This window comes from Indolivaga capnocytophagoides (assembly GCF_036511535.1).
Classification (GTDB): domain Bacteria; phylum Bacteroidota; class Bacteroidia; order Bacteroidales; family Dysgonomonadaceae; genus Dysgonomonas_A; species Dysgonomonas_A capnocytophagoides.
Genome location: NZ_AP028867.1, coordinates 3,309,119 through 3,332,651, shown reverse-complemented (window position 1 = coordinate 3,332,651; position 23,533 = coordinate 3,309,119). Strand labels below are relative to the sequence as shown.

At 37.9% G+C, this 23,533-nt stretch carries 18 protein-coding genes; 9 read left to right on the top strand and 9 right to left on the bottom strand.

From position 1 onward, the window contains the following. Positions 1-85: 85 nt before the first annotated feature. From AABJ51_RS13380 to AABJ51_RS13365, 4 genes are all read left to right on the top strand, one after another. Entirely contained in the window at positions 86-730 is a 645-nt protein-coding gene (locus AABJ51_RS13380; RefSeq protein WP_051290730.1) for a hypothetical protein, read from the top strand. A 278-nt stretch (positions 731-1,008) separates the two neighbouring features. Continuing rightward, entirely contained in the window at positions 1,009-1,515 is a 507-nt protein-coding gene (gene purE, locus AABJ51_RS13375) for a 5-(carboxyamino)imidazole ribonucleotide mutase (RefSeq protein WP_338372908.1), read from the top strand. 100 nt (positions 1,516-1,615) lie between these two features. Beyond that, positions 1,616-2,221, top strand: coding sequence for an SIS domain-containing protein (locus AABJ51_RS13370; protein WP_338372907.1), 606 nt, complete (start codon positions 1,616-1,618; stop codon positions 2,219-2,221). Positions 2,222-2,341: 120 nt separating this feature from the next. Continuing rightward, on the top strand, positions 2,342-3,277 hold the full coding sequence (locus AABJ51_RS13365) for a glycosyltransferase family 2 protein (protein WP_338372906.1): 936 nt from the start codon (positions 2,342-2,344) through the stop codon (positions 3,275-3,277). Between the two features lie 17 nt (positions 3,278-3,294). On the opposite strand, the gene AABJ51_RS13360 is transcribed toward AABJ51_RS13365, so the two are convergent. Both AABJ51_RS13360 and AABJ51_RS13355 read right to left on the bottom strand, forming a co-directional pair. After that, a complete protein-coding gene (locus tag AABJ51_RS13360; RefSeq protein ID WP_338372905.1) occupies positions 3,295-4,305 on the bottom strand; it encodes a glycosyltransferase family 2 protein in 1,011 nt (336 codons plus the stop codon). A 105-nt stretch (positions 4,306-4,410) separates the two neighbouring features. Next, positions 4,411-5,292, bottom strand: coding sequence for an alpha-1,2-fucosyltransferase (locus AABJ51_RS13355; RefSeq protein WP_338372904.1), 882 nt, complete (start codon positions 5,290-5,292; stop codon positions 4,411-4,413). Positions 5,293-6,026: 734 nt separating this feature from the next. On the opposite strand from AABJ51_RS13355, the gene AABJ51_RS13350 reads away from it, so the two are divergent. After that, positions 6,027-7,472, top strand: coding sequence for a lipopolysaccharide biosynthesis protein (locus AABJ51_RS13350; RefSeq protein ID WP_338372903.1), 1,446 nt, complete (start codon positions 6,027-6,029; stop codon positions 7,470-7,472). Positions 7,473-7,559: 87 nt separating this feature from the next. Here AABJ51_RS13350 and xseA read toward each other — a convergent pair whose 3' ends face one another. The 4 genes from xseA to trhO all read right to left on the bottom strand — a co-directional run bounded on the left by xseA (position 7,560) and on the right by trhO (position 12,820). Beyond that, complete coding sequence (gene xseA / locus AABJ51_RS13345) at positions 7,560-8,795, bottom strand: exodeoxyribonuclease VII large subunit (protein WP_134437294.1); 1,236 nt, start codon at positions 8,793-8,795, stop codon at positions 7,560-7,562. Between the two features lie 2 nt (positions 8,796-8,797). Beyond that, the gene (locus AABJ51_RS13340; protein ID WP_338372902.1) at positions 8,798-10,171 is read right to left on the bottom strand and encodes a S8 family peptidase; all 1,374 of its coding nucleotides are present in this window, start codon (positions 10,169-10,171) and stop codon (positions 8,798-8,800) included. A gap of 112 nt (positions 10,172-10,283) precedes the next feature. Then, complete coding sequence (locus AABJ51_RS13335; protein WP_026626660.1) at positions 10,284-11,681, bottom strand: MltF family protein; 1,398 nt, start codon at positions 11,679-11,681, stop codon at positions 10,284-10,286. A 107-nt stretch (positions 11,682-11,788) separates the two neighbouring features. Continuing rightward, positions 11,789-12,820, bottom strand: coding sequence for an oxygen-dependent tRNA uridine(34) hydroxylase TrhO (gene trhO / locus AABJ51_RS13330; RefSeq protein ID WP_338372901.1), 1,032 nt, complete (start codon positions 12,818-12,820; stop codon positions 11,789-11,791). A 172-nt stretch (positions 12,821-12,992) separates the two neighbouring features. Here trhO and AABJ51_RS13325 point away from each other — a divergent pair, with 172 nt between their 5' ends. Then, positions 12,993-13,856 (top strand): hypothetical protein, encoded by an 864-nt coding sequence (locus AABJ51_RS13325; protein ID WP_338372900.1) that lies wholly within the window; start codon positions 12,993-12,995, stop codon positions 13,854-13,856. Between the two features lie 41 nt (positions 13,857-13,897). On the opposite strand, the gene AABJ51_RS13320 is transcribed toward AABJ51_RS13325, so the two are convergent. From AABJ51_RS13320 to AABJ51_RS13310, 3 genes are all read right to left on the bottom strand, one after another. Next, positions 13,898-15,751: an ABC transporter ATP-binding protein gene (locus AABJ51_RS13320; protein WP_338372899.1), complete on the bottom strand. Its 1,854-nt coding sequence runs from the start codon at positions 15,749-15,751 to the stop codon at positions 13,898-13,900. Positions 15,752-16,102: 351 nt separating this feature from the next. After that, positions 16,103-17,863, bottom strand: coding sequence for a hypothetical protein (locus AABJ51_RS13315; RefSeq protein ID WP_338372898.1), 1,761 nt, complete (start codon positions 17,861-17,863; stop codon positions 16,103-16,105). A gap of 42 nt (positions 17,864-17,905) precedes the next feature. Beyond that, positions 17,906-18,169, bottom strand: a complete 264-nt coding sequence (locus AABJ51_RS13310) for a hypothetical protein (RefSeq protein ID WP_338372897.1) — start codon at positions 18,167-18,169, stop codon at positions 17,906-17,908. 147 nt (positions 18,170-18,316) lie between these two features. Between AABJ51_RS13310 and AABJ51_RS13305 the strand changes: the two genes are divergently transcribed. The 3 genes from AABJ51_RS13305 to AABJ51_RS13295 all read left to right on the top strand — a co-directional run bounded on the left by AABJ51_RS13305 (position 18,317) and on the right by AABJ51_RS13295 (position 23,448). After that, the gene (locus tag AABJ51_RS13305; protein WP_338372896.1) at positions 18,317-19,303 is read left to right on the top strand and encodes a GSCFA domain-containing protein; all 987 of its coding nucleotides are present in this window, start codon (positions 18,317-18,319) and stop codon (positions 19,301-19,303) included. 70 nt (positions 19,304-19,373) lie between these two features. Next, positions 19,374-21,845 carry a bifunctional UDP-N-acetylmuramoyl-tripeptide:D-alanyl-D-alanine ligase/alanine racemase gene (locus AABJ51_RS13300; protein ID WP_026626666.1) on the top strand — a complete coding sequence of 824 codons (2,472 nt, stop codon included), beginning with the start codon at positions 19,374-19,376 and terminating at the stop codon, positions 21,843-21,845. 181 nt (positions 21,846-22,026) lie between these two features. Then, the gene (locus AABJ51_RS13295; RefSeq protein ID WP_338372895.1) at positions 22,027-23,448 is read left to right on the top strand and encodes a TolC family protein; all 1,422 of its coding nucleotides are present in this window, start codon (positions 22,027-22,029) and stop codon (positions 23,446-23,448) included. Positions 23,449-23,533 lie beyond the last annotated feature (85 nt).

The following is a 23,533-nucleotide window of genomic DNA, read 5'->3' as shown; positions in this document are numbered from 1 at the left end:
TTTTTATTAACTGATCAGGTATAAGAATAACATCGGGCTTGAATAATTCGGAGTTTAGCTTAATACTTGTTTTTTATTAAAAGATATGTGGAGAATAGGATCAAATCTCGCTAAAATATATTCTTTTATATTTCAGCCCTTTCTTATGCCATTCTATAGTTTGGCTTTGCTTTTTGTATATACAAACTTTTTTAATTTGTATATAGGGCAGACACTCCGGTTTTTATTGCCGGTTTTGGTGTTTACATTCATTATTCCTTCGTTGTTTACGATTGTTCTTGTGAAAATGAAATATGTGAGGGATATTTTTCTTACCGAGAGGTCTGAGCGGGTTTTGCCTTATATGATTTTCTTTGTCTCGAACCTCAGTCTTACTTATTTCTTTTATCAGGCGCATGTGTTTTTCTGGTTTTTGGGATTGATAGCTGCCCCAGCAATTATATCGCTTGTAGGTTTGATTATTAATTTCTTCTGGAAAATAAGTGCACATATGCTTGGTGTAGGCGGTGTTATCGGTACAGTATTGTCAGTTTGTTTTCATGTCAAGGCGGCTAGCCCTCTTTATTTATTTGCTATTTTATTTGTTCTTGCCGGACTTTTAGGAGTGTGCCGCTTGTATCTTAAAGCGAGTACTGCTGCTCAGGTTTATATCGGATTCCTATTAGGAGGTCTGCTCGGGTATGGAGCGGTATATGGTGGACTTGTATTGATGCTGTCGTTTTTGAAATAGGAAATTGCAGATTCTTTATAGCTTATTTTATCTATAAGTAAAACAATAGGAAAATTTGATAACTGATATCTGTTGAATGATCTTTGATTTTGTAACTTTCATTTACTTAAATGAGTCAGAGATCTGAGAAGAATAAACAGGCAGTTCCACAGGAAAAGAAGAGACGGAAACAAATAAAAAAGTCTATTTTTGTGGAACCATTGTTACCTTTTGAGTGTTAGAGTACTGGTAAATACAGTAATAAATAGGTCTTAGACCTTAATAATAAAGATTATAAAATGAAACCTCTTGTTGCAATTATTATGGGTAGCACTTCGGATCTTCCGGTGATGGAGAAGGCTGCTAAATTTTTCGACGAAATGGAAATCCCATTTGAAATCAATGCCCTTTCGGCACATCGCACTCCTCAGGAGGTAGAAGCCTTTGCAAAAAATGCAAGAGAAAGAGGTATAAAAGTAATCATTGCTGCTGCCGGTATGGCTGCACACCTTCCTGGTGTAATAGCTTCAATGACTACATTACCTGTGATTGGTGTTCCTATCAATTCGTCGTTGGATGGGATGGATGCATTGTTGGCAATAGTGCAAATGCCTCCCGGAATTCCAGTGGCTACAGTTGGGATAAATGGTTCGTTGAATGCGGCTATTTTGGCTTTGCAGATTTTATCGACAGACAATGTTGACTTGCAGAACAAATTAGCTTCTTATAAAGAAGACCTTAAGTCGAAAATTGTAAAGGCTAACAAAGAATTAGCTGCTACTAAATTTAAATTCAAAACAAATTAAGGTCTCAGACCTTCTTTTAATTAGTTAGATAAAAGGGTGTAACAGGTAGTTATTGAATACTTGTTACACTTATAATTATTGGGGCGACCATTGAAATTTTATGACTGTAGACGAAATTAGAGAAATCTTAAGAAAAGAATCAGAAGCCATTCTTAATATACCTGTCAGTAGTGACTATGATAAGGCTACGGATTTGATTGTGGAGCAAGTTCACCGGAAAAAAGGCAAGCTTGTAACTAGTGGTATGGGTAAGGCCGGTCAGATAGCTGAAAATATTGCGACCACATTTTGTTCGACAGGTACTCCTGCTATTTTTTTGCATCCAAGTGAAGCCCAACACGGTGATTTGGGTGTTTTGCAGGAAAATGATATCATTCTTTTAATTTCGAATTCGGGAAAAACCCGTGAAATAATCGAACTGATAACTTTGGCTAGAAATCTTAATCCGGCGATTAAGTTTATTGTTATAACAAGTAATCCCGAGAGTGTTTTAGCGAAGGAATCGGATGCATGTTTATTAACCGGACGTCCTGATGAGGTCTGCCGTTTGGGTTTGACTCCTACGACCTCTACTACCATGATGACTGTGATAGGTGATGTGTTGGTTGTGGATACAATGGGTAAAATAGGATTCACACCTGCCGATTATGCGAAAAGGCATCACGGAGGATATCTCGGAGATAAATCAAGAGAGTTAAGTAAATAAGGTTTCAGACCTTTTTATTATTTTGGTAAGTATAAATCCATAGTCTGTTATAAATTTCAAATATGTCATTAAATACTTGCTGTTATTTAATTCTATATTTTGAAAGATAAAAATAATACCATGAAAGTGTCTGTTTTGATACCAATGTATAATGCTGAAGAATATATTTCGGCAACAATAGATAATGTATTAAAACAGACATATTCTGATATTGAAGTAATTGTCGTGGATGACGGTTCCACCGATAAATCGTATGAAATTGCACAGGCTTACCAGTCAGACGTAGTAAAGGTATTCAGACAGGAAAATAAGGGGGCAAGTGCTGCCCGTAATTTTGCTTTTGAACAATCCTCCGGAGACTTGATACAATATCTTGATGCCGATGACCTGTTATCTTATAATAAGATAGAGTCGCAGGTGCACTTATTTAAGTCGATTAACGATAAAAAGGCTGTGATAACATCGGGAATCATTCTTTTCGAGGGAGATTTGATGTCTTCATTGATGATACCCCATAAACAGGTATCTACTAATGGTTATAATAAGCCGTTGGATTTTTTGATTGATATTTGCTGTGAAAGGAATATCGTTCAGTCGAGTATCTGGCTTGTTCATCGAGATTTGATCGCTGAAACCGGACGATGGAATGAACAGCTTTCCCTGAATGATGATGGCGAATATTTCTTTCGTGTAGTCGCAAAATCGAGTGCTGTTTACTTCTGCCCTCAGGGTGCTGTCTTTTATCGGAATACGCCTCAGAGTTTGAGTAAGCAGGTGTTGGATAAGGCGGTGAAATCGCAATTAACGGCAACCCGTATCATGGTTAAGGAGATGATTGCTCTTGAAGATAGCAAAAGAGTAAAATCTGCGGCTGTTAATTTTTACATGCAATATCTGACCCGTTTCAAGAGTGAGTTTTACAATCGGGAGGCTGCTAATGATGTGAAGAAACTGGGATATAATATAAATACATTCAAGAAAAGCCGTTTGCATCGTATGTTTTATGCTATACTTGGTGATAAGCTGGCAAAGAAGGTGTCTCGTAAATTGCATTAATCTTAAATTTTTTGAGATTATTTCTTTTTCGAAAGAAACGCCAACAGCTTTAAAGTCTTTATCCAGATAACGATATTATACGGCACAAACTTCGGTTTTACTATTTTAGTCAATCTATTTTGCATAATGCAGACTATAACCCACCGGCTCCAGAGAAATTCGATCAAAGCGTTATTATTGTATAGCTGGTTCGTCTTATTTGCTTTGATAATTTTTGAGAACCATTCTTCAAGCCCGTTAAAATTATCGAAAGACTTCTTTTCTTCCTCTTTGTTTTTTGCATCAAACTGAGAAAAGCTGACTTTGTGAAGAAAAAGCTCATTTTCATCCGGTGATAATCCTAATAAATTGAGTTCTCTTATTATTATTTGATTTTTTACTTCTTCTTGTTTTTTCGAATTTGTTACCGATACATTCGAGTTATGCCATCTATACTTTAATAAGAAGTCGGGAATGTTAGCCACTTTGTGTTTTCGGGCTATTCTTGTCCAAAGATCAAAATCTTCCGCATGGAGGTATTCTTTATCAAACAGTTCGGTTTCGAGGATGTCTTTTCTAATCATTATGCTCGGATGGACGAATGGAACGGAAAAGAGCAGATTAACATTCAGATAATCATTGTCTGTTACATGGACTATCTTTCCTGTTATCTTATCCTCTTGGTCTATTATTCGGGCAAATGTTCCGCACATGGCATATTCCGTATTTTGTTCGAGGAAGCTTAACTGACTTTCGAAACGTGAGGCCAATGAAATGTCATCCGCATCCATGCGGGCGATATATTTACCGGAGCATAATGTTATTGCTTTGTTGAGGGTTGCGATAAGACCCGAATTTACTTCGTTTCTGGAGTATTTAATACGGTTATCGGAGTAATTAACTATGATATCTTCGCTGTTATCAGTCGATCCGTCATTGACAATGATCAATTCCCAATCCGTATAAGTTTGATTTATAATGCTGTCTATCGCCTTTTTTAAAAAAAGCGAAGCATTGTAAACCGGCAGTATAACGGATATTTTGGGCATTGTTTCTATTTTAAATTAGTAGTAGTAAGTATTTAATGATATGCTTTTAGTTTATAACAGGCTTTGGCTGTTTTACCTGCCAAAGCAATTGATAGGTCTGAGACCTTAAGTTTCTAAAATTACCCATTTTTCAGGAATAAAACCAATAGGATAGTCTGCTGCTGTTTCGTTTTTGTACCATGTGCCCGGCGCAATGACTATTTTATCCGGATTACAGTTGAGCCATGCACCCCACCAACTGAAAGAACTGTTTGCAATAATATTATGTTGGCAAAGGCTCATCAACTGCATATCGAGGAAACTACGATTTCCAGTGTTCCAATCGATAAAAATATGTGGTGATTGTGAAAGATCCAGATTTTTTTTTACCCAATTAATATCATCTGAGAAAATATAAAAAACAGGATCAGTAATCTTTTCCTGAATATAAGATATTGCTCTCTGGTAATATTCGATGTTTAATAGGGAAAGGTTTACATTCGGATTCAGATAATCTCCTCTTCTTATATGTATGGATACAGAAGTTGTAGAGCCTATTTTATTTGCAATATCAGCGTTTTCACCGAGGAGAGGGCTGATGAATCGGAAGTCCTCCCTTAAATTGGCAGAGATCGCCTTAAAGTAGTTTTCATTCTGAAAATATCCGAATAGAGTAATATTCCTATCTATATTATTGAAACGCTGATCGAAGTTTTGAGCCTTTTTATCGCGGAATATACCGAATAATCCGAAAATAAGTTTTTTTAATCCGTATTTGTTTAAAAAGAAAAAACTTTTAGTTATCAATTTGTTTTTCAGATGATTGTTTTCTCTGACTTTTATATTGAAAACTTTCAGTTCGAAATTTCTTACAGTTGTTTTGGTCTTTTTTCGGAGCAGAAAGGTGTCAACAGACAATTCGGACTGCAATTTGAGGCTTAATGCCCTCCCTGCTGCATATTGAAACATCTGATTGCCGAGTCCTCCCGATAAAATAACTCTTATCATTTATCGCTTTTCTATTGGTTCTTTGCTCAAAGTTAGTAAGAAAAATTTATTATATGTAAGTATGGTTTTGTATATCATAAATAGATGTTTATAGTAAATAATTTAATTAATATTGATATCTATAATTGATGCTTTATTATAGTTTCAATCTATTGCTATTAAATGTCTATATTTTTTATTATAATTTTTATTTTGGATAATTTATTTTATTTATAAGCTCTACTTATTTTCTTTTTTATCTTGATTATTTCTCTTTTTATATCTATATGCTGTTGTTTTGTCTTTTCTCAATATTTATTAAAATGTTAAATTATTATTGATATTATTTTATTATAGATTACTATATAATTTAATATTCATTTTATCAGATATTTATTTTCAATATTTAATTCTATTAAAACTTAATTAATATGTAAAATAATATTGATATATATTGCTGGATACATTTTTATAGTAGATATAATTAATTTTTATGATTTTTATTTTTAATATTTTAGATTATATATTTTTTAATAGTGTAATTTATTTATACTTATTGCAAATATTATATTGGGTTTTTTTATTTATTTGTTTCGAATATGTTATGAGAAATAAAGCTTGATCTATGGAAAGATATGCCTGAAAAATGTCCTCTTTTTTCTATATAGATAAATATAAGAAAAGATGTTCGTTCGTATGTTTTTCCGATTTACTACCTTTGGAGTTTGATAAGATAAATCCTTTATTTGGAGATAATGGCAAAGACCCTTAAAGAACAAACGGTTTCGGCTCTATTCTGGAGCTTTATGGAAAAAGGCGGGCAGCAGATTTTTCAATTTGTGTTTGCCATTGTTCTTGCCCGTTTATTAAGCCCCGGAGAATTGGGATTACTTGGAGCTTTAGCCATATTTATAGCTGTTGCTAATATTCTACAGGAGAGTGGATTTTCTTCTGCATTGATTCGTAAACAGGAAGTCTCGGAAAAGGATTATTCAACTGTCTTTTATTTCAATATCTCGATCAGTATAGTTTGTTATATTATACTGTTTTTTTTCGCTCCTTACATCGCAGATTTTTATAAACAGCCTATTTTATCGGATTTATCGAGGTTTTTATTTCTCTCATTCGTTTTCAATGGGTTTAGTGTCGTCCAATATGTGCATTTGGTTCGCCAGATGGCATTTCGTAAAAATACCCGTATATCATTAGCCTCAACTTTAATATCGGGAGGGGTGGCTGTGATTATGGCATATTACGGATATGGTGTATGGAGTTTGGCGGCACAGCAGGTATTACAGACTTTACTTAGGTCTGTATTTTTATGGATCTCTATCAGATGGACTCCTTCAGCGTCTTTTTGCTTTGACGGGTTGAAATCTATGACCGGATACAGTAGTAAGCTTCTTCTGAATTCTTTATTCAATCAGGTGGCAGTAAATATTTCTTCTATCGTGATCGGTAAGAAATTCTCGATGTCTGATCTTGGTAATTACAATCAGGCAACCAAGCTGGGTAATCTTCCTCAGGGAATGATTGCTTCCAGTTTGCAATCAGTAGCTTTCCCTCTATTGAGCAAACTAGGTGATGATATTGATGCTAAACGAAAAGTTTTCCGAAAGATAGTACGTGTTGTCTGCTTTCTTTGTTTTCCGATAGCTGTTTTCACTATAATCTCGGCAGAATCGATTGTTTTGGTTGCTTTCAAAGAAAAATGGATAGGAGTTGTACCCATTTTAAGACTCTTAGTTATAGGGAGTTCTGTGTTGCCTTTGTTCTATTTATTATCATCCTTGCTACAGTCAGTCGGGAAGTCAGGAATGCTGCTTTCTGTAGAGTTATTCCGTAATATCCTCACACTATTGGTCATTATTTATACTGTCAGATTTGGGGTAAACGGAGTTGTTTTGGGTACGAGCTGTATTGCTATTCTGTCGTTTCTCGTAGCTTATTACATTGCGGGCAGGTGTATTAAATACTCTATGTGGGAAGTTATGAAGGATATTCTTCCCTATGGTTTTATTGCAATTATTACATTCTGTCCGACTTATTTCTTAGGATCGGTAATCTCCAATAACCTTGTTTTATTATTGACTCAGCTTATTGTAGGAGGTTGTGCCTATCTGATTATTCTAAAGCTGCTGGGGTCGAAAGTTCTCGATGAAATGATGCAAATTGCCCGTCGAAAGAAAACAATCCGTTAAGGTATCAGATACCTGTTGTTGACTTTGTAAGCATAACCGGAAGACTAGATTATTCCTTTAAAATAGGTCATTAGTACTTTCAGTTATTTATTTAACTAAAGACTCGACTTCTCCATCTGCAAAACGGGTTACGATATTATCTCCCTTTTTTACACCTGCTTTACTTTTTATTATCTTTTTACCGGATAAAGTTAGGGTATACCCCTTTTTCAGAATATTCTCAGGAGAATTATGTTCTATATATTGCTCTTTCGATTCGAGAATATGTTTCTGATCCTGTAGAACTCTTATTGCTGCATTCTTAATCTTCTCTGATATGATATCTAGTTTATTTAGCTGATCTTTTGTCCGGTCTTTGATTATGTACGAATACTTGGTCACCAATGTATTTAAGATTGTAGCTTCTTCAATCAATCTTTTATTTGTTTCGAAGATAATGCTGTCTTGGATATCGATTAATTCGGATGCGGATTCGTAAATATGCTTTATCAGAAATTCAGCTACAGCAGTCGGTGTTTTAGCTCTTGTATGCGCTACGATATCGAGAACTGTGTCGTCTCGTTCGTGTCCGATACCTGTAATTATAGGCAGAGGGAATTGGGCGCAGTTAGCAGCGAGCAGATATGAGTCGAAACTACTCAGATCAGAGGTTGCACCTCCACCGCGGATAATTACGACAGCATCGAATTTATCGATGTTTTCGTATATTCTGTCTAATGCAGCAATAATAGATTGTTCGGTACGATCGCCTTGCATTATTGCCGGAAACAGCTTATTGTAGAATATAAATCCATCTTTATTGTTGGTCAGCTGGTTACAAAAATCCTCGTATCCGGCGGCTGTCGGTGAAGATATAACGGCTATCCGATTGGCTATTTTAGCCAAAGGCAGTTCTTTATTGAGGTCTAATACCCCTTCCTCTTCGAGTTGTTTGATAATCAAAGTTCTGTTTTTAGCCTGATCACCCAAAGTATAGGAAGGATCTATATCATGTACATTAAGGCTGTATCCATATAGCTCATGAAATTCGATACTTACCTGCACCAGTACTTTAAGTCCGGATGCAAAAGCCTGTCCTGTCTCAGATTCGAAATAGGCTTTCAGCATACGGAATACATTCGACCAGATACTTCCTCTGGCCTTTGCGATTATCGTTTTGTTATTTGAGTCTTTCTCGATGAATTCGAGATAACAATGTCCATTCTGATTACACCGGACATCGCTCATTTCGGCTCTTATCCAGAATCTTTGACTGAAAGTATCGGCAATAACACCTCTTACCAGATTATTCAGTTCATATAATGATAGTGCAGGCAGTTCCATGCTTATTGTAAATTATCAGTTTGTAATTCTTTGGCCAGCAGCATCGCTTTTTCCATATCGGGAATGCCATAACCATACGAATTATTTGGCTTTTCAAATCTGTCGGATGATCGGCGGATTATATCCAGTAACTGAATATTAGTCAATCGGGGATAGGCTTGCCACAAGCACGCCGCCATGCCGCACATGACAGGACCAGAGAAAGACGTTCCGCTATTGTAAGTAACATTGCCGTCTTCACCTATTATATTGATTTTATCGCCTAAAGCTACTACATCCGGCTTAATCCGTTCGTCTGCCGTAGGACCAACCGAACTGAAATAGGATAGGGTAGAGTCTCTGCGGACAGAACCTACGGTAAGCACATCGTCGACATCAGCCGGAGCTGAAATACTACTCCATGTTTTAGAACCTTCATTCCCTGCGCTTATAACAACAAATATACCTTTTCGGGTTGCTATTTTTGCCGCTTTGCTGATAAAGGCTGTTTTTCCATCCAATTGAGATTGGCTGTAACTTTGAGCTAAAGCATTGAATTTAGTATATCCCAGCGATGTGTTTATGAGATCAACGCCTACGCTGTCTGCATATTCGGCTGCGGCTATCCAGTAATCTTCTTCGATGGGATATTCCGAACGTCCGTCTTCCGACTTCAGCAGCCAGTATTTTGCTTCGGGAGCTGTTCCTATATAGATGTTCGGGCGGTTTGATCCTAATATTGATAAGACATTCAATCCGTGTGTACTGCTTTTAAGGATATTTATTCCATTGTAAACAAAATCTTTTATACCTCTTATAAACACATTGTCCAACAGTAGTATATCTTTTAAATTTTGATAACCGGCATCAATAATGGCAATATCCATCCCTTTGCCTTTATACCCCTTTTCATGGAGATATTGACCGTTCAGCATCTTTATCTGGTCGTATCCATAACCGTATTGATTTTCGGCTTTGGGTTCAGGTTCTTTTATTCGTTTCAAAGGAGAGCTTTCCGTGTTTACTGTAGTATCGCTTTTCCAGACGAATAAGGCGTTATCAACAAACTGCAGATTTTTTAGAATCTCCACCTGAAGGCTGTCTGTGCAATATACGCTCACTGTATTCATCCATTTGCTTTTAGCTACTATTTTGTATCCTAGATTCTCGATTTCACCGCAATAAGCAGCAGATATCGGTACGTCTGTTGTATCTATTCCTATATTCTGACGTTCTCTGCGATCCAACGCTTTCTGAGAAAGATATTTTTGAGGTTTTGCAATCAGGTCTTTCGATTCAGGCTTGTCTTTTAACTGTAATCTGAATATATATCCATCTGTCGCAGATGAATAGAATGAAATGATTGAAACTATAAAGAATATAATTGTTCTAAGCATTGATTGTAAGTAATAGTAAGTATCTTAATGATGTATAATACAGTTAACGAGTGGACTTATTGACAAGTAAACAAAGGTCTGAGACCTTAAAAATAATACTTTTACAGAGGAATTACCCCTTACCTCCGTGTTTATTTTTATTCTTATGCATTGATTTGAACTTGCTCCAGTTCTTTTCTACTTGTTTTACATATTTCACTACCTCCGATCCACGCAGATATCCGTTCTTGCACACTGAGTCGGTATAATATTCAGGCTTGCTTTTCAGTTCGATGTATTTCTCTACATTTCCATCCCATACATACGGGTTTGCTCCGTATTTACGGGCTAATGCCTGAGCATCTGCAATATGTCCGTTTCCACCGTTGTATGCAGCCAGTATAAATTTGATTCGCTGTTGAGGATCGGATACCCGTTTGAAGATATCATCCAGACGGGCAATCAATCCGGCTCCAACCTTGATGTTTATCTCGGGATTTACAAGTTGGTTGCCTGTTGCCCCAAAAGAAGCAGCCGTTCGCGGCATCAATCCCATGAGCCCGATAGCTCCGGCCCATGACGATAGATTGGTCTTGAAACGAGATTCCTGATAAGCGATAGATGCCAGTAAAAACCAGTCGTATCCGGCTACAGCTGAATATTTTTTAAACAATGGATCAAAAGGAGTAATAAATCCTTTGGGAAGGTCTTTTGGTATTTCGTACTCGACATCGGGCATTTTGCTCAATTCGAAATACTTTTTCAGGATATCTTTATAGATTGGTTTACGGCTGTTCTGTGCAAACCATACATTCAGCGAATCTGCTAATTGCGGAGCATCTTTACGTACTGCCCACGATGAACGTTGCTCGAAGCTGAGGGGCAATGATATGTCGATATTCCGGTAATAAGTCTTATTTAACTTGGCAATGTATTCATCGGCTACCGTATAATCTATTTCATGTTGGGCAACCATGCCGATAAGGTCTTCTACGGTTATTGTGTCCTTTTCAACGTCTTTTATTATAATACCATTGCCCAGTTCCATATCAAGGTTCTGAAGCCGTTGGTGGTACTTTGTATTGTGTTTTACATATACCTCTTTGCCTATGAGCTGGGTTACATCTGTTATCATTGAATCTCTTACTCCTGTACGCTGCACTAAAACCTGATGAGATACCTGTTCCAGTCCGCAATAAATAATAGAATCTTTAAGACTGCTCTGTACGGGTACTGCTCCTGCTATAAGGTCACCTTCTCCTTGTTCGAGCATTTCGAGCAATTTGGTCGAATTTTCCGCTACTTTTACCTTTAATTTCAGGCCATGACGATCGCAAAACTCTTTGGCCAAATCGTAATCATATCCCATTGCTTCGTCTTTGTAGATAAAGTACGAAGTGGAGCTGCTCATCGTGATGATCGTTAACTCTCCTTTCTCTTTAATCTGCTGAAAATCGTAGGCTTGTTTTTTTTTCTCTGCGCATGCTCCGAGCATGATCAGGATAACGGCAAGGATAGGTAATTTACTCATATGTCGTTTTATTAAGGTCGCAGACCTATTTTATAGCAAATATAAAAAAAATCTCTACTGTTACTTCATTCTGTAACAGTAGAGATTCTATAAAATACCAGGTCTCTCTATTTGGATATGATAAGTTTATCCGATTTTCCTTTTTGGTATATCATTGTATCGTTGCGCTTTCCTTTCCTCAGTTTCTTTTGTACGTCGGTCGGGAGCATTACAATATCCTTACACTCATTGCTGCAGCATTCGTGCATTTTTTTTGCACATTCGGGGCATTGTATAAATAGCAGATGACATGCTTCGTTCGCACAATTGGTATGTGTATCACAAGGCTTGCCGCACTGGTGGCAGTGTGCAATGACATCGTCGGTAATACGTTCACCTAAGCGATTGTCAAATACAAAGTTTTTTCCGATAAATTTACTTTGCAGATCTTCGGCTTTTACCTGTCGTGTGTATTCTATAATTCCACCTTCGAGTTGATATACATTTTTAAATCCCTGATGCTTGAAATAAGCACTGGCTTTTTCGCAGCGGATACCACCCGTGCAGTACATCAATAGGTTTTTGTCGTCTTTATGGTCTTTCAGCATGTCGTGGATAATGGGCAGTGATTCTCTGAATGTGGTTACATCAGGAGTAACAGCACCTTCGAAATGTCCTATCTCGCTTTCGTAATGATTACGCATATCCAAAACGATAGTGTCGGGATCTTCCATCAACTTATTAAATTCATTAGCCTTAAGATGTGTGCCGATGGCTGTAACATCGAAAGTTTCATCATTGAGACCGTCAGCTAATATTTTCTCGCGAATTTTGATTGTCAGTTTCAAAAAAGACTTATTGTCTTGCTCTACTGCTATATTCAGTCTGATATCCCTCATGAATGGGTAAGTGTCGAGATAATTTTTGAATGCAGATAAATTTTCGGCAGGAAGAGAAAGCTGTGCGTTTATACCCTCATGGGCAACGTATATCCGTCCTAACACATCCAGACTATTCCAGTTAAGAAACAGGTCGTCTCTGAAAATTTTGGGATCTTCGATATGTGCATATGCATAAAAAGAGAGCGTAAGTCTTTTTTTGCCGGCTTCATCTATCAGTTTTGCCCTTTCGTCGGCACTCATTACATTGTACAGTTGCATATTATACAATTTAGGTCTCAGACCTATTTTATTATTTTGATAAATTAAATAATTAAAGGGAACCGTATTCCCGTAACAAAGAAAGGATAAAAAGATTGTATATACCTGTCTATCAATTATTGAAATTTTTTATATTTGCAGTTAATTCCAATCCATAAACACACTCAATATTATGAAAAAACTAATCATAGCCTTTACTATTCCGATGTTATTCTTCGCATGTTCGGAAGATAATATTACAGGTACAAATGAAGAAGAGGAAAATAACGGTAATGAAACCGAAACAATTGTTCCACTATCACTTACGGTCTCAACACAGGACGGTAAAATGTTCGAAAACATACAGTTTACAATTGACTTTCAGCAAGAAACTTCTATGTATGATCTAGTACAGTCTTATGACTCTCTCGTATGGAATGTACCCGAAGTGGACGGGAGGAAGAAAATATTTGAACATAATTCTAATAATACACATTTGACTTCGTCGTGGGGAAACTGCTTTTACTATAAAGGTAAATACCAGTCGATATTGATTGGATATAAGGATAATAAGGTAGTTTTGGCTGATACAACAATAGTTAATGTAGATATCAATAAAAAGTACGACTTTCTCAATATAAAATGGGATAATTTTAAAGAGATATTTGGAACGCAGATTATAAATAATGTATTTGATTCGGAATTTTATTTGGGAGTTGCTCGAACAGTGAAAAGTGATACATTGTGTGCAAATATCTATTTTTATCCTGAGGATAAGATTGCTAAAGACGATAAACTTTTGAGCAAATATACAGGCCAACGTCAGGAGAAAAATATAATCGATTATATTTCTGAATTGTATGGAAAACCGACATTATCTTATGTCGATAATAACGAGCGACTTGCAGTTGTCTATAAAGAGAAATTCCGTGTTAAATACGATTCGGATGTTCCCAGATACTTATGGATAGTTGGTAAAACAAATGTAGTATTGCTGTACCGTCAGGATGCCATTTATGTTGATAAGTATTACCTACACGCCGAACCTGTAAAATAACAGGCTCTGTGAATTATTAATTAATAAAAAGGTCTGATACCTTAGAAATTCTGCATATCGCACAATTTGCGGTAATATCCGTTCAGATCGTATAATTCGTCGTGTTCACCTCTTTCTACAATACGCCCTTCATGCATCACGCAAATTTCGTCAGCACTTTTTATTGTCGATAAACGGTGAGCAATAACAATAGTAGTACGGTTACGCATCAGGTTCTCGAGAGCTTCCTGTACTAATCGTTCTGATTCGGTATCGAGAGCAGATGTCGCTTCATCGAGAATCAGTATCTGAGGATTTTTCAGTACGGCACGGGCTATGCTCAACCGTTGGCGTTGCCCTCCCGACAGTTTGCCTCCCCTGTCTCCGATATTAGTATCATACCCGTTTTCGGTTGCTGCGATAAAGTCATGTGCATTGGCTACCTTGGCAGCTTCTTCCACTTCTTCCATAGTCGGGTTTTCGACTCCGAAAGCTATGTTGTTGAAGAATGTATCATTGAATAAGATGGCTTCTTGATTTACATTGCCCATCAGTCCTCGTAAATCCATAATGCGTGCATTACGGATATCTGTTCCGTCGATGGTTATCTGACCTTCGTTGACATCATAAAAACGGGGGAGAAGATCAACCATTGTCGATTTTCCTGAACCTGACTGACCTACCAGAGCAATCGTTTTTCCTTTGGGGATAGTCAGATTGATATCTTGGAGTACCCAGTTGTTTTTGTACTTAAACCAAACGTTTTTGTATTCTATACTCGAATTAAAGGATAATTTAACCGGATTTTCGGGGTCATTAATATCGCTTTTTGCATCAAGTATCTTATCGATTCGTTCCATAGATGCCAACCCTTTCTGGATAGCATAGGCCGATTTCGAGAATTCTTTCGCCGGATTGATTATACTGTAAAACATAACCAGATAAAACATAAAGCTCGAAGCCGTAATAGACGCATCGTTACCAAGAATAAGAGTTCCTCCGTACCACAATACCACAGCTATAGTCGCGGTTCCCAGAAATTCGCTCATAGGATGTGCAAGCTGCTGACGACGGGCTATTTTGTTTGACATTTTGCGAAGCTCGTTTCCTCCATTATAAAAACGATCTGAAACTTTTTGCTCGGCATTGAATGCTTTTATGATGCGCAATCCGCTTAGGGTTTCTTCGATCTGAGCCATCAATTCGCCCCATTTATTCTGGGCTTCGGTCGATCTGCGTTTAAGTGTTTTGCTAACCCTCCCCATGACAAATCCCGACAGAGGAAGGAGAATCAATACAAAAATGGTCAGCTGCCAGCTCACAACAAGCATAGTGGTGAAGTAAACCAGAATAAGTATCGGATTTTTGAATAGCATATCCAGAGAACTCATTATTGAGTTTTCGACCTCCCCTACATCTCCCGTCATACGGGCTATAATATCTCCTTTGCGTTCTTCGGAGAAGAATGACAGAGGTAATGCCAGTATTTTATCATTGATCTGGTTTCGGATATCCCTCACAACACCAGTGCGGATAGGAATCAGGTAATATGAACTCAGGTAATAAACTCCCGTTTTGATAAAAGTAAGTATAACTAAAGCCACAGCTAGCCAAAATAAGACAGTAGATGCTCCGTATTGATCGATAAAATGAGCTGAATAATAGTAGAAGTTATTTTTTAGAACCGATCCTATACTTTCCATTTTCTGCATGAAGGTCACGGCATCTGCGTTGATCCACGGCATATAATGATACACTTCGTCGTCGAGTTTGAATAAAATATTCAGAATAGGAATAATAAGACTGAATGAAACTACATTCATCAAAGCTGATAGTATATTGAATACAAAGCTGAGGATCAGTTGCTTATTGTAGGGGGGGACGAACCGCCTTAAAACTTTTATAAATTCTTTCATCTGGTTACTTGTCTGGTCGTAGACCTATTTATTACTTTGGCAAGTATAACAATATAAACTTGTTAAGTCTTGAAAATATATCATTAAATGCTTTCATTTCTTATAATATGAAACTAATGCCTTCGCAAAAACGAAAGCGCAAGTTAGTGATAAATATTGTTTCACGAAAGCCGGTGTATTTTGATCAGATATAAGGGTTGTAATAAATTTTTATTTTAACATTTGTTTGCGAAAAGTGGATTTATGGACTACAAGATATAAGCCCTGCCATGTGTAGGACTCTGCTTTAACCAAATATTGAGAAGAAGGGCGGAGCAAAGTTCCGCCCTTATAATTCGGCTGGATGATAAATTAGCTGTTCACTGTTCGTTCGACTGATACCATTGTTCGTTGAGCATCAGCAATATCGGTAACCGACACGACCGGACGAAAGTCGATATTTGAAATCGCATCCAGTATCTTATTTATTTCGGGAGCGGTAACCGAATCTACAACTTCGAGATTGGTCAGCTGGCCGCCCGATTCGTATATCCGCTTCGACTCGATTCGCGGAAAGTTCTGTCCTCTGCTCCGGCTGAAATATCCGGTGAGGTCTTCGGCTGTGAGTTCTCGTCGTTCACGGTTGATATAATCGACTAAGCCCAGATTTTTGCGGGTGGATATACGATTGACAACAAACTCATCGCCTTCGACTTCTATATTTGATCCCTCGATACGCATACCGCCTTGCGTGTGGCGTTTACCGATAAGAAGCCCTCCGCTTTCCATATTTATTTTATCGTATTGTTTCTTTACGGTGGCTATTTGTATCGCACCTTGCGCTGCTATGATTGCAGCAATGGGAATACCGACCAAACCTAATGAAAGAGCCGAAGCTATACCTTTAGCCACATCTGCAATGGTTTTAGGGATACTCATGGCTAAGTTTAAGCGTTGAGCCCGTTTGGTTCTTTTTTCGGCTTCTTTTTCGAGACGGGCTTTTTCTGTTTCTTCTTCTTTTTTCTGGGCCGTCAACTCCTGACTGGCTGCTATCTCTCTTGCTTTTAGTTCTTCTATCACAATGATTCTTCCTCCTGTGGCGGTTTTAGACTCTTCATCCAGCGCTTTTCTTTTTTCGGTGGATGCTTTCAGTTGTTCGTCTATGGCGGCTATCGATTTTCCTACCTCGGCAGCTTCGGCTTTGTATATTTCGGCACTGACACCCATTAATGTTGTGTAGTTGGCAGCAAGGGTTTGTAATTGTGTTCCGTATCTTTCCCATTGCAGTTGTATCTGCTCTAAGGTCTGAGTGAACCCTTTCAGCATTATCTTATTACTCGTCTCCTGTGCTTTTTCTTCAAGAACGTGTACATCGTTTTTCTTTTTCAGATAGTCTTTGTAGTACTTGTCTTTTTCTTCCAAAAAGTTTTTATATCCTTCGAGCGCTTTCTTTTGATCTTCCGACAGGTCGTTATACTCTTTTGATTCTTTATCGAGGTTGACAAGTGTATCTAAATGATCACCTAACAAGGTTTTGTAATTGGCTTCGGTTTCAGCGAAAAATACTGTTGCCGCTTTGTTAGTTTCTTCGAGTGTTTTTAGAAATTCGGCTATTTGTTTCTGGCTGAACTCTATCTGTGCTCTTGTGGCATCTACATTAGTAGTGCCGTTGTGGTTTTTGATAGGGTCGGTTTGGGGAGCTTTATCTCCTGTAGGAATCTTTTCATCATTAATGTTATTGATAAAATCTATAGTCGTTTTTTTCTCTTTTTTATAGGATGGAAGTGTTTCATCCTTTTCTTTAATAGTTTTGGTCAATCCTGTTTGTACATCTTTACTTGTCTTTTTGGTTTCCTTATCTATCCTTTCAGTTATATTTATGGCTTTAATGGTAGTTTCTATCAGTGGCTGAGTCTTACTGATAATAGCTGCTATCTCTTTTAATAAGCCTTCTATATTTGTCAGTGAAGGCATGAAATCGTCGAAAGCAACAGCTATTGCTTTCGACGTATTGGAGTTTTTTACTTTTAGATCCAGTCTATCCAATGCATCTGCCAGTTTCTCAACATTTTCGGTTGATTCTTTAACTCCGTTAATCTCTATAACGAATGTTTTTTTCTTCTTTTCTTCCATCGTTTTTAAGTATAGATAAAAATGGAAGATTCAACATGTTTTTTATTTTTTTCTAATATCCACAGGGATACCATAGAAAAAAGTGCTGTATCCTGGACCTGGTTCATCTGTTATACGATATCCATTCACATGCGTAATATTCACATCCACAGGCGCACTTTGTGCAGCATTTGGTATAGGGGCGGGTGGAGCAACTGTAGTGTCGGCTTTGGCGGTGGTTGCGAAGTTTACATTTTGTAAGGCAATAGCACTTAAAGCAATAGCAATAATAGTTAATACAATTTTAGTGTAGATATCCGTTTTCATAATTCATGAGTATTAAATGGTTTATCTACAAATATAGTCTTTTGTTTTATTCTGGGATTAGAAACTTATTTACCTTTGTGCTTAGTTATAGCTAATTATTGCTCTTATATTTGGGTGGATAATAAAATAGGTCTGAGACCTTAATATATGGAATTCAGAAAAAAGATAGATATACCACGTTCGGGATTGACTGTCGGGCATCAGGATAAGATGCTGATGTTCGGTTCGTGTTTTGCCGAAAATATCGGAAGATATTTGCTCGAAAATAAATTCGATGTTAATGTAAATCCATTTGGGGTTTTATACAACCCTTCGTCTATTAGTCAATCCGTGCGCTTTCTGCTGGATGAAAAAGTTTTTACCCGATCCGATATTTTTAAGCAGCAGGGCGTTTTTCGGTCTTACAGCCATCATAGTGTATTTAGCGAAATGGATGAAGACCGTTTTCTGCTATCAATCAACAATGTCTGTCAAAAAGCATCAGCCGATTTACGGGAAGCAGATGTGTTGCTGATAACTTTCGGAACGTCTTATGTTTATCGGTTGAAGGAATCGGGAGCAATCGTTGCAAATTGCCATAAATCTCCGGCTTCGGATTTTGACCGCTTCCGTTTGTCTGTTTCTGATATTGTGAATGACTGGACAGATCTGATTGAGGTTCTGCTTTCGAAGAATCCGGATTTAAAGATTTTATTTACCGTAAGTCCTATACGCCACTGGAAAGATGGAGCCCATAACAATCAGTTGAGTAAGTCGGTATTGTTATTGGCAATAGATGAATTGCAGCGGGCCTTTCCTGCAGTTTTTTATTTCCCGTCTTACGAAATAGTGCTTGATGAGCTTCGCGATTATCGCTTTTATTCGGACGATATGATTCATCCGAATGATATGGCTATTCGATATATTTGGAGTATTTTTGCAGATACATTTTTTGACGATATAACTAAACAAGTTAATACGCAATGGCAGAGTCTCCATAGAGCAATTTTGCACCGTCCCTTTAACGAGGATACTCCGGAGCATCAACAATTTTTAAGGCAAACTTTGTTAAAGCTCCAATCTTTCAGAGAGAAATATCCTTACTTTGATTGTTATAACGAAATAGAGTTGTTGGAGAATAGAATCAGTCAATAACTACTTGACGACTAATGGCTTTAAAGCCTGTATATATTATTTTAGAAATTGCTTTTACTCTAAAAAGAAGATGGCATACAAGATAGCGGATATAGCTAAAACACTAAAAATTAAAGAAATTGCTTTTCCTGACTATAAGATCAGTCATTTACTGACCGATAGCCGGGAAGTTTTTAATCCTGAAGAAACATTATTTTTTGCGCTTAAAACGAAAAATAATGACGGGCATAAATACATCGAAGAGCTGTATAAACTCGGTATTCGGAACTTTGTGGTAGATACAATTGCACCCGAATGGAGCAATTTGCAGGCAGTGAATTTCCTACAAGTAAAAAACACATTGCAGGCATTACAGGCTGCAGCGACATTTCATCGCGACCATTTCAAAATACCGATAATAGCTATTACCGGAAGTAACGGAAAAACTATCGTAAAAGAATGGATTTATCAGCTGCTGGGTTCCGAACGTCGTATCACTCGTTCGCCCCGTAGTTATAACTCGCAGATAGGTGTGCCTTTATCGGTTTGGCAGTTGAACGAAAATACAGAGATAGGCCTTTTCGAAGCCGGTATTTCTATGCCTAACGAGATGGCTAAATTGCAGCGCATTATCCAACCTACTATCGGAGTATTCACCAATATTGGAGATGCCCATCAGGAAAATTTTCAGAATCTGAAACAAAAATGCCTCGAAAAGTTAGAATTATTTATCAATTGTGATGTTATAATTTGTGAAGAAGGAAATCAACTGCTCGATGAATGTATGCAGTCGGCATGCCTTTCTCAGAAGCGTTTTACATGGTCTTACAATCTGAGATCATCAAGCCCTCTGCTTATACAGAGCATCGACCGTTCCGAAACAGTTTCGTATATCACATACTCGTTTCTGGGGTTACCATTTACAATAGAACTGCCTTTTGTTGACGATGCTTCTATCGAGAACGTAACCAGTGCTATAGCCGTATCTCTTTATCTCACCACTTCTATCGACATTATCCAAAAGAAAGTGCGTCAGCTCGAACCGGTAGCCATGCGTCTGGATGTGCGTCAGGGAAAGAATCAGAATATTATTGTAAACGATACTTACAACTCCGATATTAATTCGTTAAAGATCGCCCTTTCTTTCCTTGGACAGCAGGCAACCGAGGAATCTCAAAAGAAAACATTGATATTATCCGATATATTGCAGTCGGGGTATTCCGATGAGGCTTTATACCGCTCGGTTCTTGATTCGGCGAGAGCTGCTAATGTCGAGAAGATCATTGGTGTTGGTAAGCATATTTCGCAGCAGCAGCAAATATTCGAAAATATTCCTCACGCTTTTTTCGAAACGACCGAAGAATTTATCGAATCGGGTATTTGGAACGATTTCCATGCCGAAACCATATTACTGAAAGGTTCCCGCAGCTTTGAATTTGAACGTATTGCCGAATTGATCGAACAGAAAACCCACGAAACGGTCTTAGATATTAATCTGGACGCTGTGGTTCATAACTTCAAATTTTACCGTTCACGTTTGAAGCCCGAAACTAAAATGATATGTATGGTTAAGGCCGATGCATACGGTTCGGGCTCTGTTGAGGTTGCTAAAATATTGCAGTATCACAAGTGTGATTATTTTGCAGTTGCCATTGCCGAAGAAGGCAGTTTATTGAGAAAATCGGGTATAAAGACTCCTGTGATTGTTTTAAACCCTGAAGTAGGTGGATTCAACCAGCTTTTCGAGTCATACCTTGAACCCGAAGTGTATAATTTCAGAATATTGGATGCTTTTATACGGGAAGCACAACGCCGTGGTATTTCGGATTTTCCCATCCATATTAAGATGGATACAGGAATGCACCGCTTAGGATTTACCGAAGAAGATTTACCCAGATTAGTAGATCGGCTTACTTCACAAAAAGCATTAAGGGTTGTGTCTACCTTCTCTCATCTGGCGGCAAGCGAAAGCTGGTCTTTTGATGATTTTACTATACAGCAGATTTCTATATTTAAAAAGCTGGCAGGTATGCTTCAAGATGGATTGGGATATCCTGTATGGCGTCATATCCTCAACTCAGCCGGAATGGAACGCTTTCCTGAAGAGCAGATGGATATGGTACGGTTAGGTATCAGTCAGTATGGCATCAGTGCAAGCGGACTTTCGGGCTTACGAAATGTGTGCACTTTGCGTACTACCATATTGCAGATTAAACATATAAAAGCTGGAGAAACGGTTGGCTACGGGCGTAAAGGCAAAGTCGAGCACGATTCGGATATCGCAACCCTGCGTATAGGATATGCCGATGGGCTGAGCCGTCAGTTCGGAAACGGAGCCGGACATGTGCTTATCAAAGATAAACTTGTTCCGTTTGTGGGCAATGTCTGTATGGATTTATCGATGGTTGATGTAACCGGACTGGATGTAAAAGAGGGGGAGTCGGTTATTATCTTTGGAGATGATCTCCCTGTAACGGAATTAGCCAAAACAATTAATACGATTCCTTACGAAATACTGACTTCGGTTTCGTCAAGGGTTAAGAGGATTTATTTCAGGGAATAGGTCATTCTATTTTCACTTAATAATACGGTCATACAATTCTGAACAAATTGTATGACCGTATGTTATTTATTTTAGTTAAATAATGTAATCTATAAATATGTAATTGTTCCGACAACTATATTTGTGATTAAATAAAGAAGATAAATAAAAAAGGTCTGAGACCTTGCTTAGCACTCATTCTATGGAAAAACGATATTTTCTGGGTATTCTGCTTTTTGTTTCAATAAGTATTTCCCCTATGATGGGGCAAAGAATTTTGAATCTTGACGAGGTTCGGGATCTCGCCATACAAAACAATAAGAATCTGAAAATGGCTTCGGAGCAGGAGCGTGTCGCCTTCTATAATAAGAAAGAGGCTTTCTCTAAATATTTACCCGAAGTGTCGATGATAGGAGCTTATCTCCGCAATCAGAAAAATCTTCAATTAATATCTTCATCAGCTATTCCGTCCTCTATAACTATGCCCGATTTGAGTTCGTTAGGTATTCCTATACCTGCCGGAACAGAAATACCTATTCCTGACGAGATTCGGGATAAGATACGCAGTGTCGGCGAAGTGGATATCAAAAATGTATGGGTCGGAGGTGTTACATTGATTCAGCCGTTGTTTATGGGCGGAAAAATCGTTGCTTATAACGATATAATGAAAAATTCGCAGGCTCTGGCAGCTGCACAAAAAGATACAAAGTTACAGGATATTATAACCGAAGTAGATGCCGGATATTGGCAGGTTGTATCCCTTGCCTATAAGAAAGAACTGGCAGAGTCATACAAATCTTTATTAGAAAAGATGCATTCCGATATTTCAACGATGGAGCAAGAAGGGGTTGCGACAAAAGCAGATGTATTATCTGTAGCTGTAAAACTCAACGAAGCGGATATGACACTTACTAAAGTTGATAACGGATTGGCTCTCTCCCGTATGGCTCTGAATCAGCTTTGTGGACTATCGATTGATGAGAACGTGAAATTGTCGGACGAAAACAATAGTGAAACGGTATCGGACGAATTATATACACCCGAACTGGTTTCTGTTGAAGAAGCTCTGGTTAATCGCTCGGAGCTGAAAAGTCTGGAATTGGCTACAAAAATTTATAAAGGAAAAGAACGGGTTGCTCGATCGGAATTTATGCCTAATCTGGCTTTTATGGCCAGTTACCTGTATACAAATCCGAGTTCGTTTGATGGATTTGATACCAGATTCGGGGGAATGTGGACTTTGGGGCTTACGCTGAAAGTTCCACTGAATTTCATGTCGAGCTCATCGAAATACAATGCGGCTAAAGCTGAAACCCGGATTCAGGAGTATAAGCTCGACGAAGCTAAAGAGAAAATAGAACTACAGGTAAATCAGACAAATTTTAAACTCAATGAGGCTTATAAAAAATACACCTCATCAGAGAAAAATATGGAGAAAGCTGATGAGAACTTGCGCTATGCAACAGTGGGGTTTGAAGAAGGTGTAATTCCTGCTTCAGATGTGCTGGCTGCTCATACAGCGTGGCTTTCGGCTCATTCGGAGCTTATTGATTCGAAAATTGATATTCGGTTATGTAAGGTATATCTGAATAAGGCTCTGGGACGTAATTTACTGAATAAGTAGGGTTGGGGACAGGGTCATGACCCTCTTCTGATTTTTATCTATAAGAAAGTTACAAGTTGCTTTGCCCTGCGGGCAGTACGAGTTA

Coding starts and splice junctions, on each gene's coding strand:
- AABJ51_RS13340 (WP_338372902.1), bottom strand. CDS start 10,171: ATGCTTAGAACAATTATATTCTTTATAGTTTCAATCATTTCATTCTAT.
- AABJ51_RS13305 (WP_338372896.1), top strand. CDS start 18,317: ATGGAATTCAGAAAAAAGATAGATATACCACGTTCGGGATTGACTGTC.
- AABJ51_RS13355 (WP_338372904.1), bottom strand. CDS start 5,292: ATGATAAGAGTTATTTTATCGGGAGGACTCGGCAATCAGATGTTTCAA.
- AABJ51_RS13335 (WP_026626660.1), bottom strand. CDS start 11,681: ATGAGTAAATTACCTATCCTTGCCGTTATCCTGATCATGCTCGGAGCA.
- AABJ51_RS13325 (WP_338372900.1), top strand. CDS start 12,993: ATGAAAAAACTAATCATAGCCTTTACTATTCCGATGTTATTCTTCGCA.
- AABJ51_RS13310 (WP_338372897.1), bottom strand. CDS start 18,169: ATGAAAACGGATATCTACACTAAAATTGTATTAACTATTATTGCTATT.
- AABJ51_RS13320 (WP_338372899.1), bottom strand. CDS start 15,751: ATGAAAGAATTTATAAAAGTTTTAAGGCGGTTCGTCCCCCCCTACAAT.
- AABJ51_RS13350 (WP_338372903.1), top strand. CDS start 6,027: ATGGCAAAGACCCTTAAAGAACAAACGGTTTCGGCTCTATTCTGGAGC.
- AABJ51_RS13360 (WP_338372905.1), bottom strand. CDS start 4,305: ATGCCCAAAATATCCGTTATACTGCCGGTTTACAATGCTTCGCTTTTT.
- AABJ51_RS13370 (WP_338372907.1), top strand. CDS start 1,616: ATGACTGTAGACGAAATTAGAGAAATCTTAAGAAAAGAATCAGAAGCC.
- AABJ51_RS13300 (WP_026626666.1), top strand. CDS start 19,374: ATGGCATACAAGATAGCGGATATAGCTAAAACACTAAAAATTAAAGAA.
- AABJ51_RS13380 (WP_051290730.1), top strand. CDS start 86: ATGTGGAGAATAGGATCAAATCTCGCTAAAATATATTCTTTTATATTT.
- xseA (WP_134437294.1), bottom strand. CDS start 8,795: ATGGAACTGCCTGCACTATCATTATATGAACTGAATAATCTGGTAAGA.
- AABJ51_RS13315 (WP_338372898.1), bottom strand. CDS start 17,863: ATGGAAGAAAAGAAGAAAAAAACATTCGTTATAGAGATTAACGGAGTT.
- purE (WP_338372908.1), top strand. CDS start 1,009: ATGAAACCTCTTGTTGCAATTATTATGGGTAGCACTTCGGATCTTCCG.
- AABJ51_RS13365 (WP_338372906.1), top strand. CDS start 2,342: ATGAAAGTGTCTGTTTTGATACCAATGTATAATGCTGAAGAATATATT.
- trhO (WP_338372901.1), bottom strand. CDS start 12,820: ATGCAACTGTACAATGTAATGAGTGCCGACGAAAGGGCAAAACTGATA.
- AABJ51_RS13295 (WP_338372895.1), top strand. CDS start 22,027: ATGGAAAAACGATATTTTCTGGGTATTCTGCTTTTTGTTTCAATAAGT.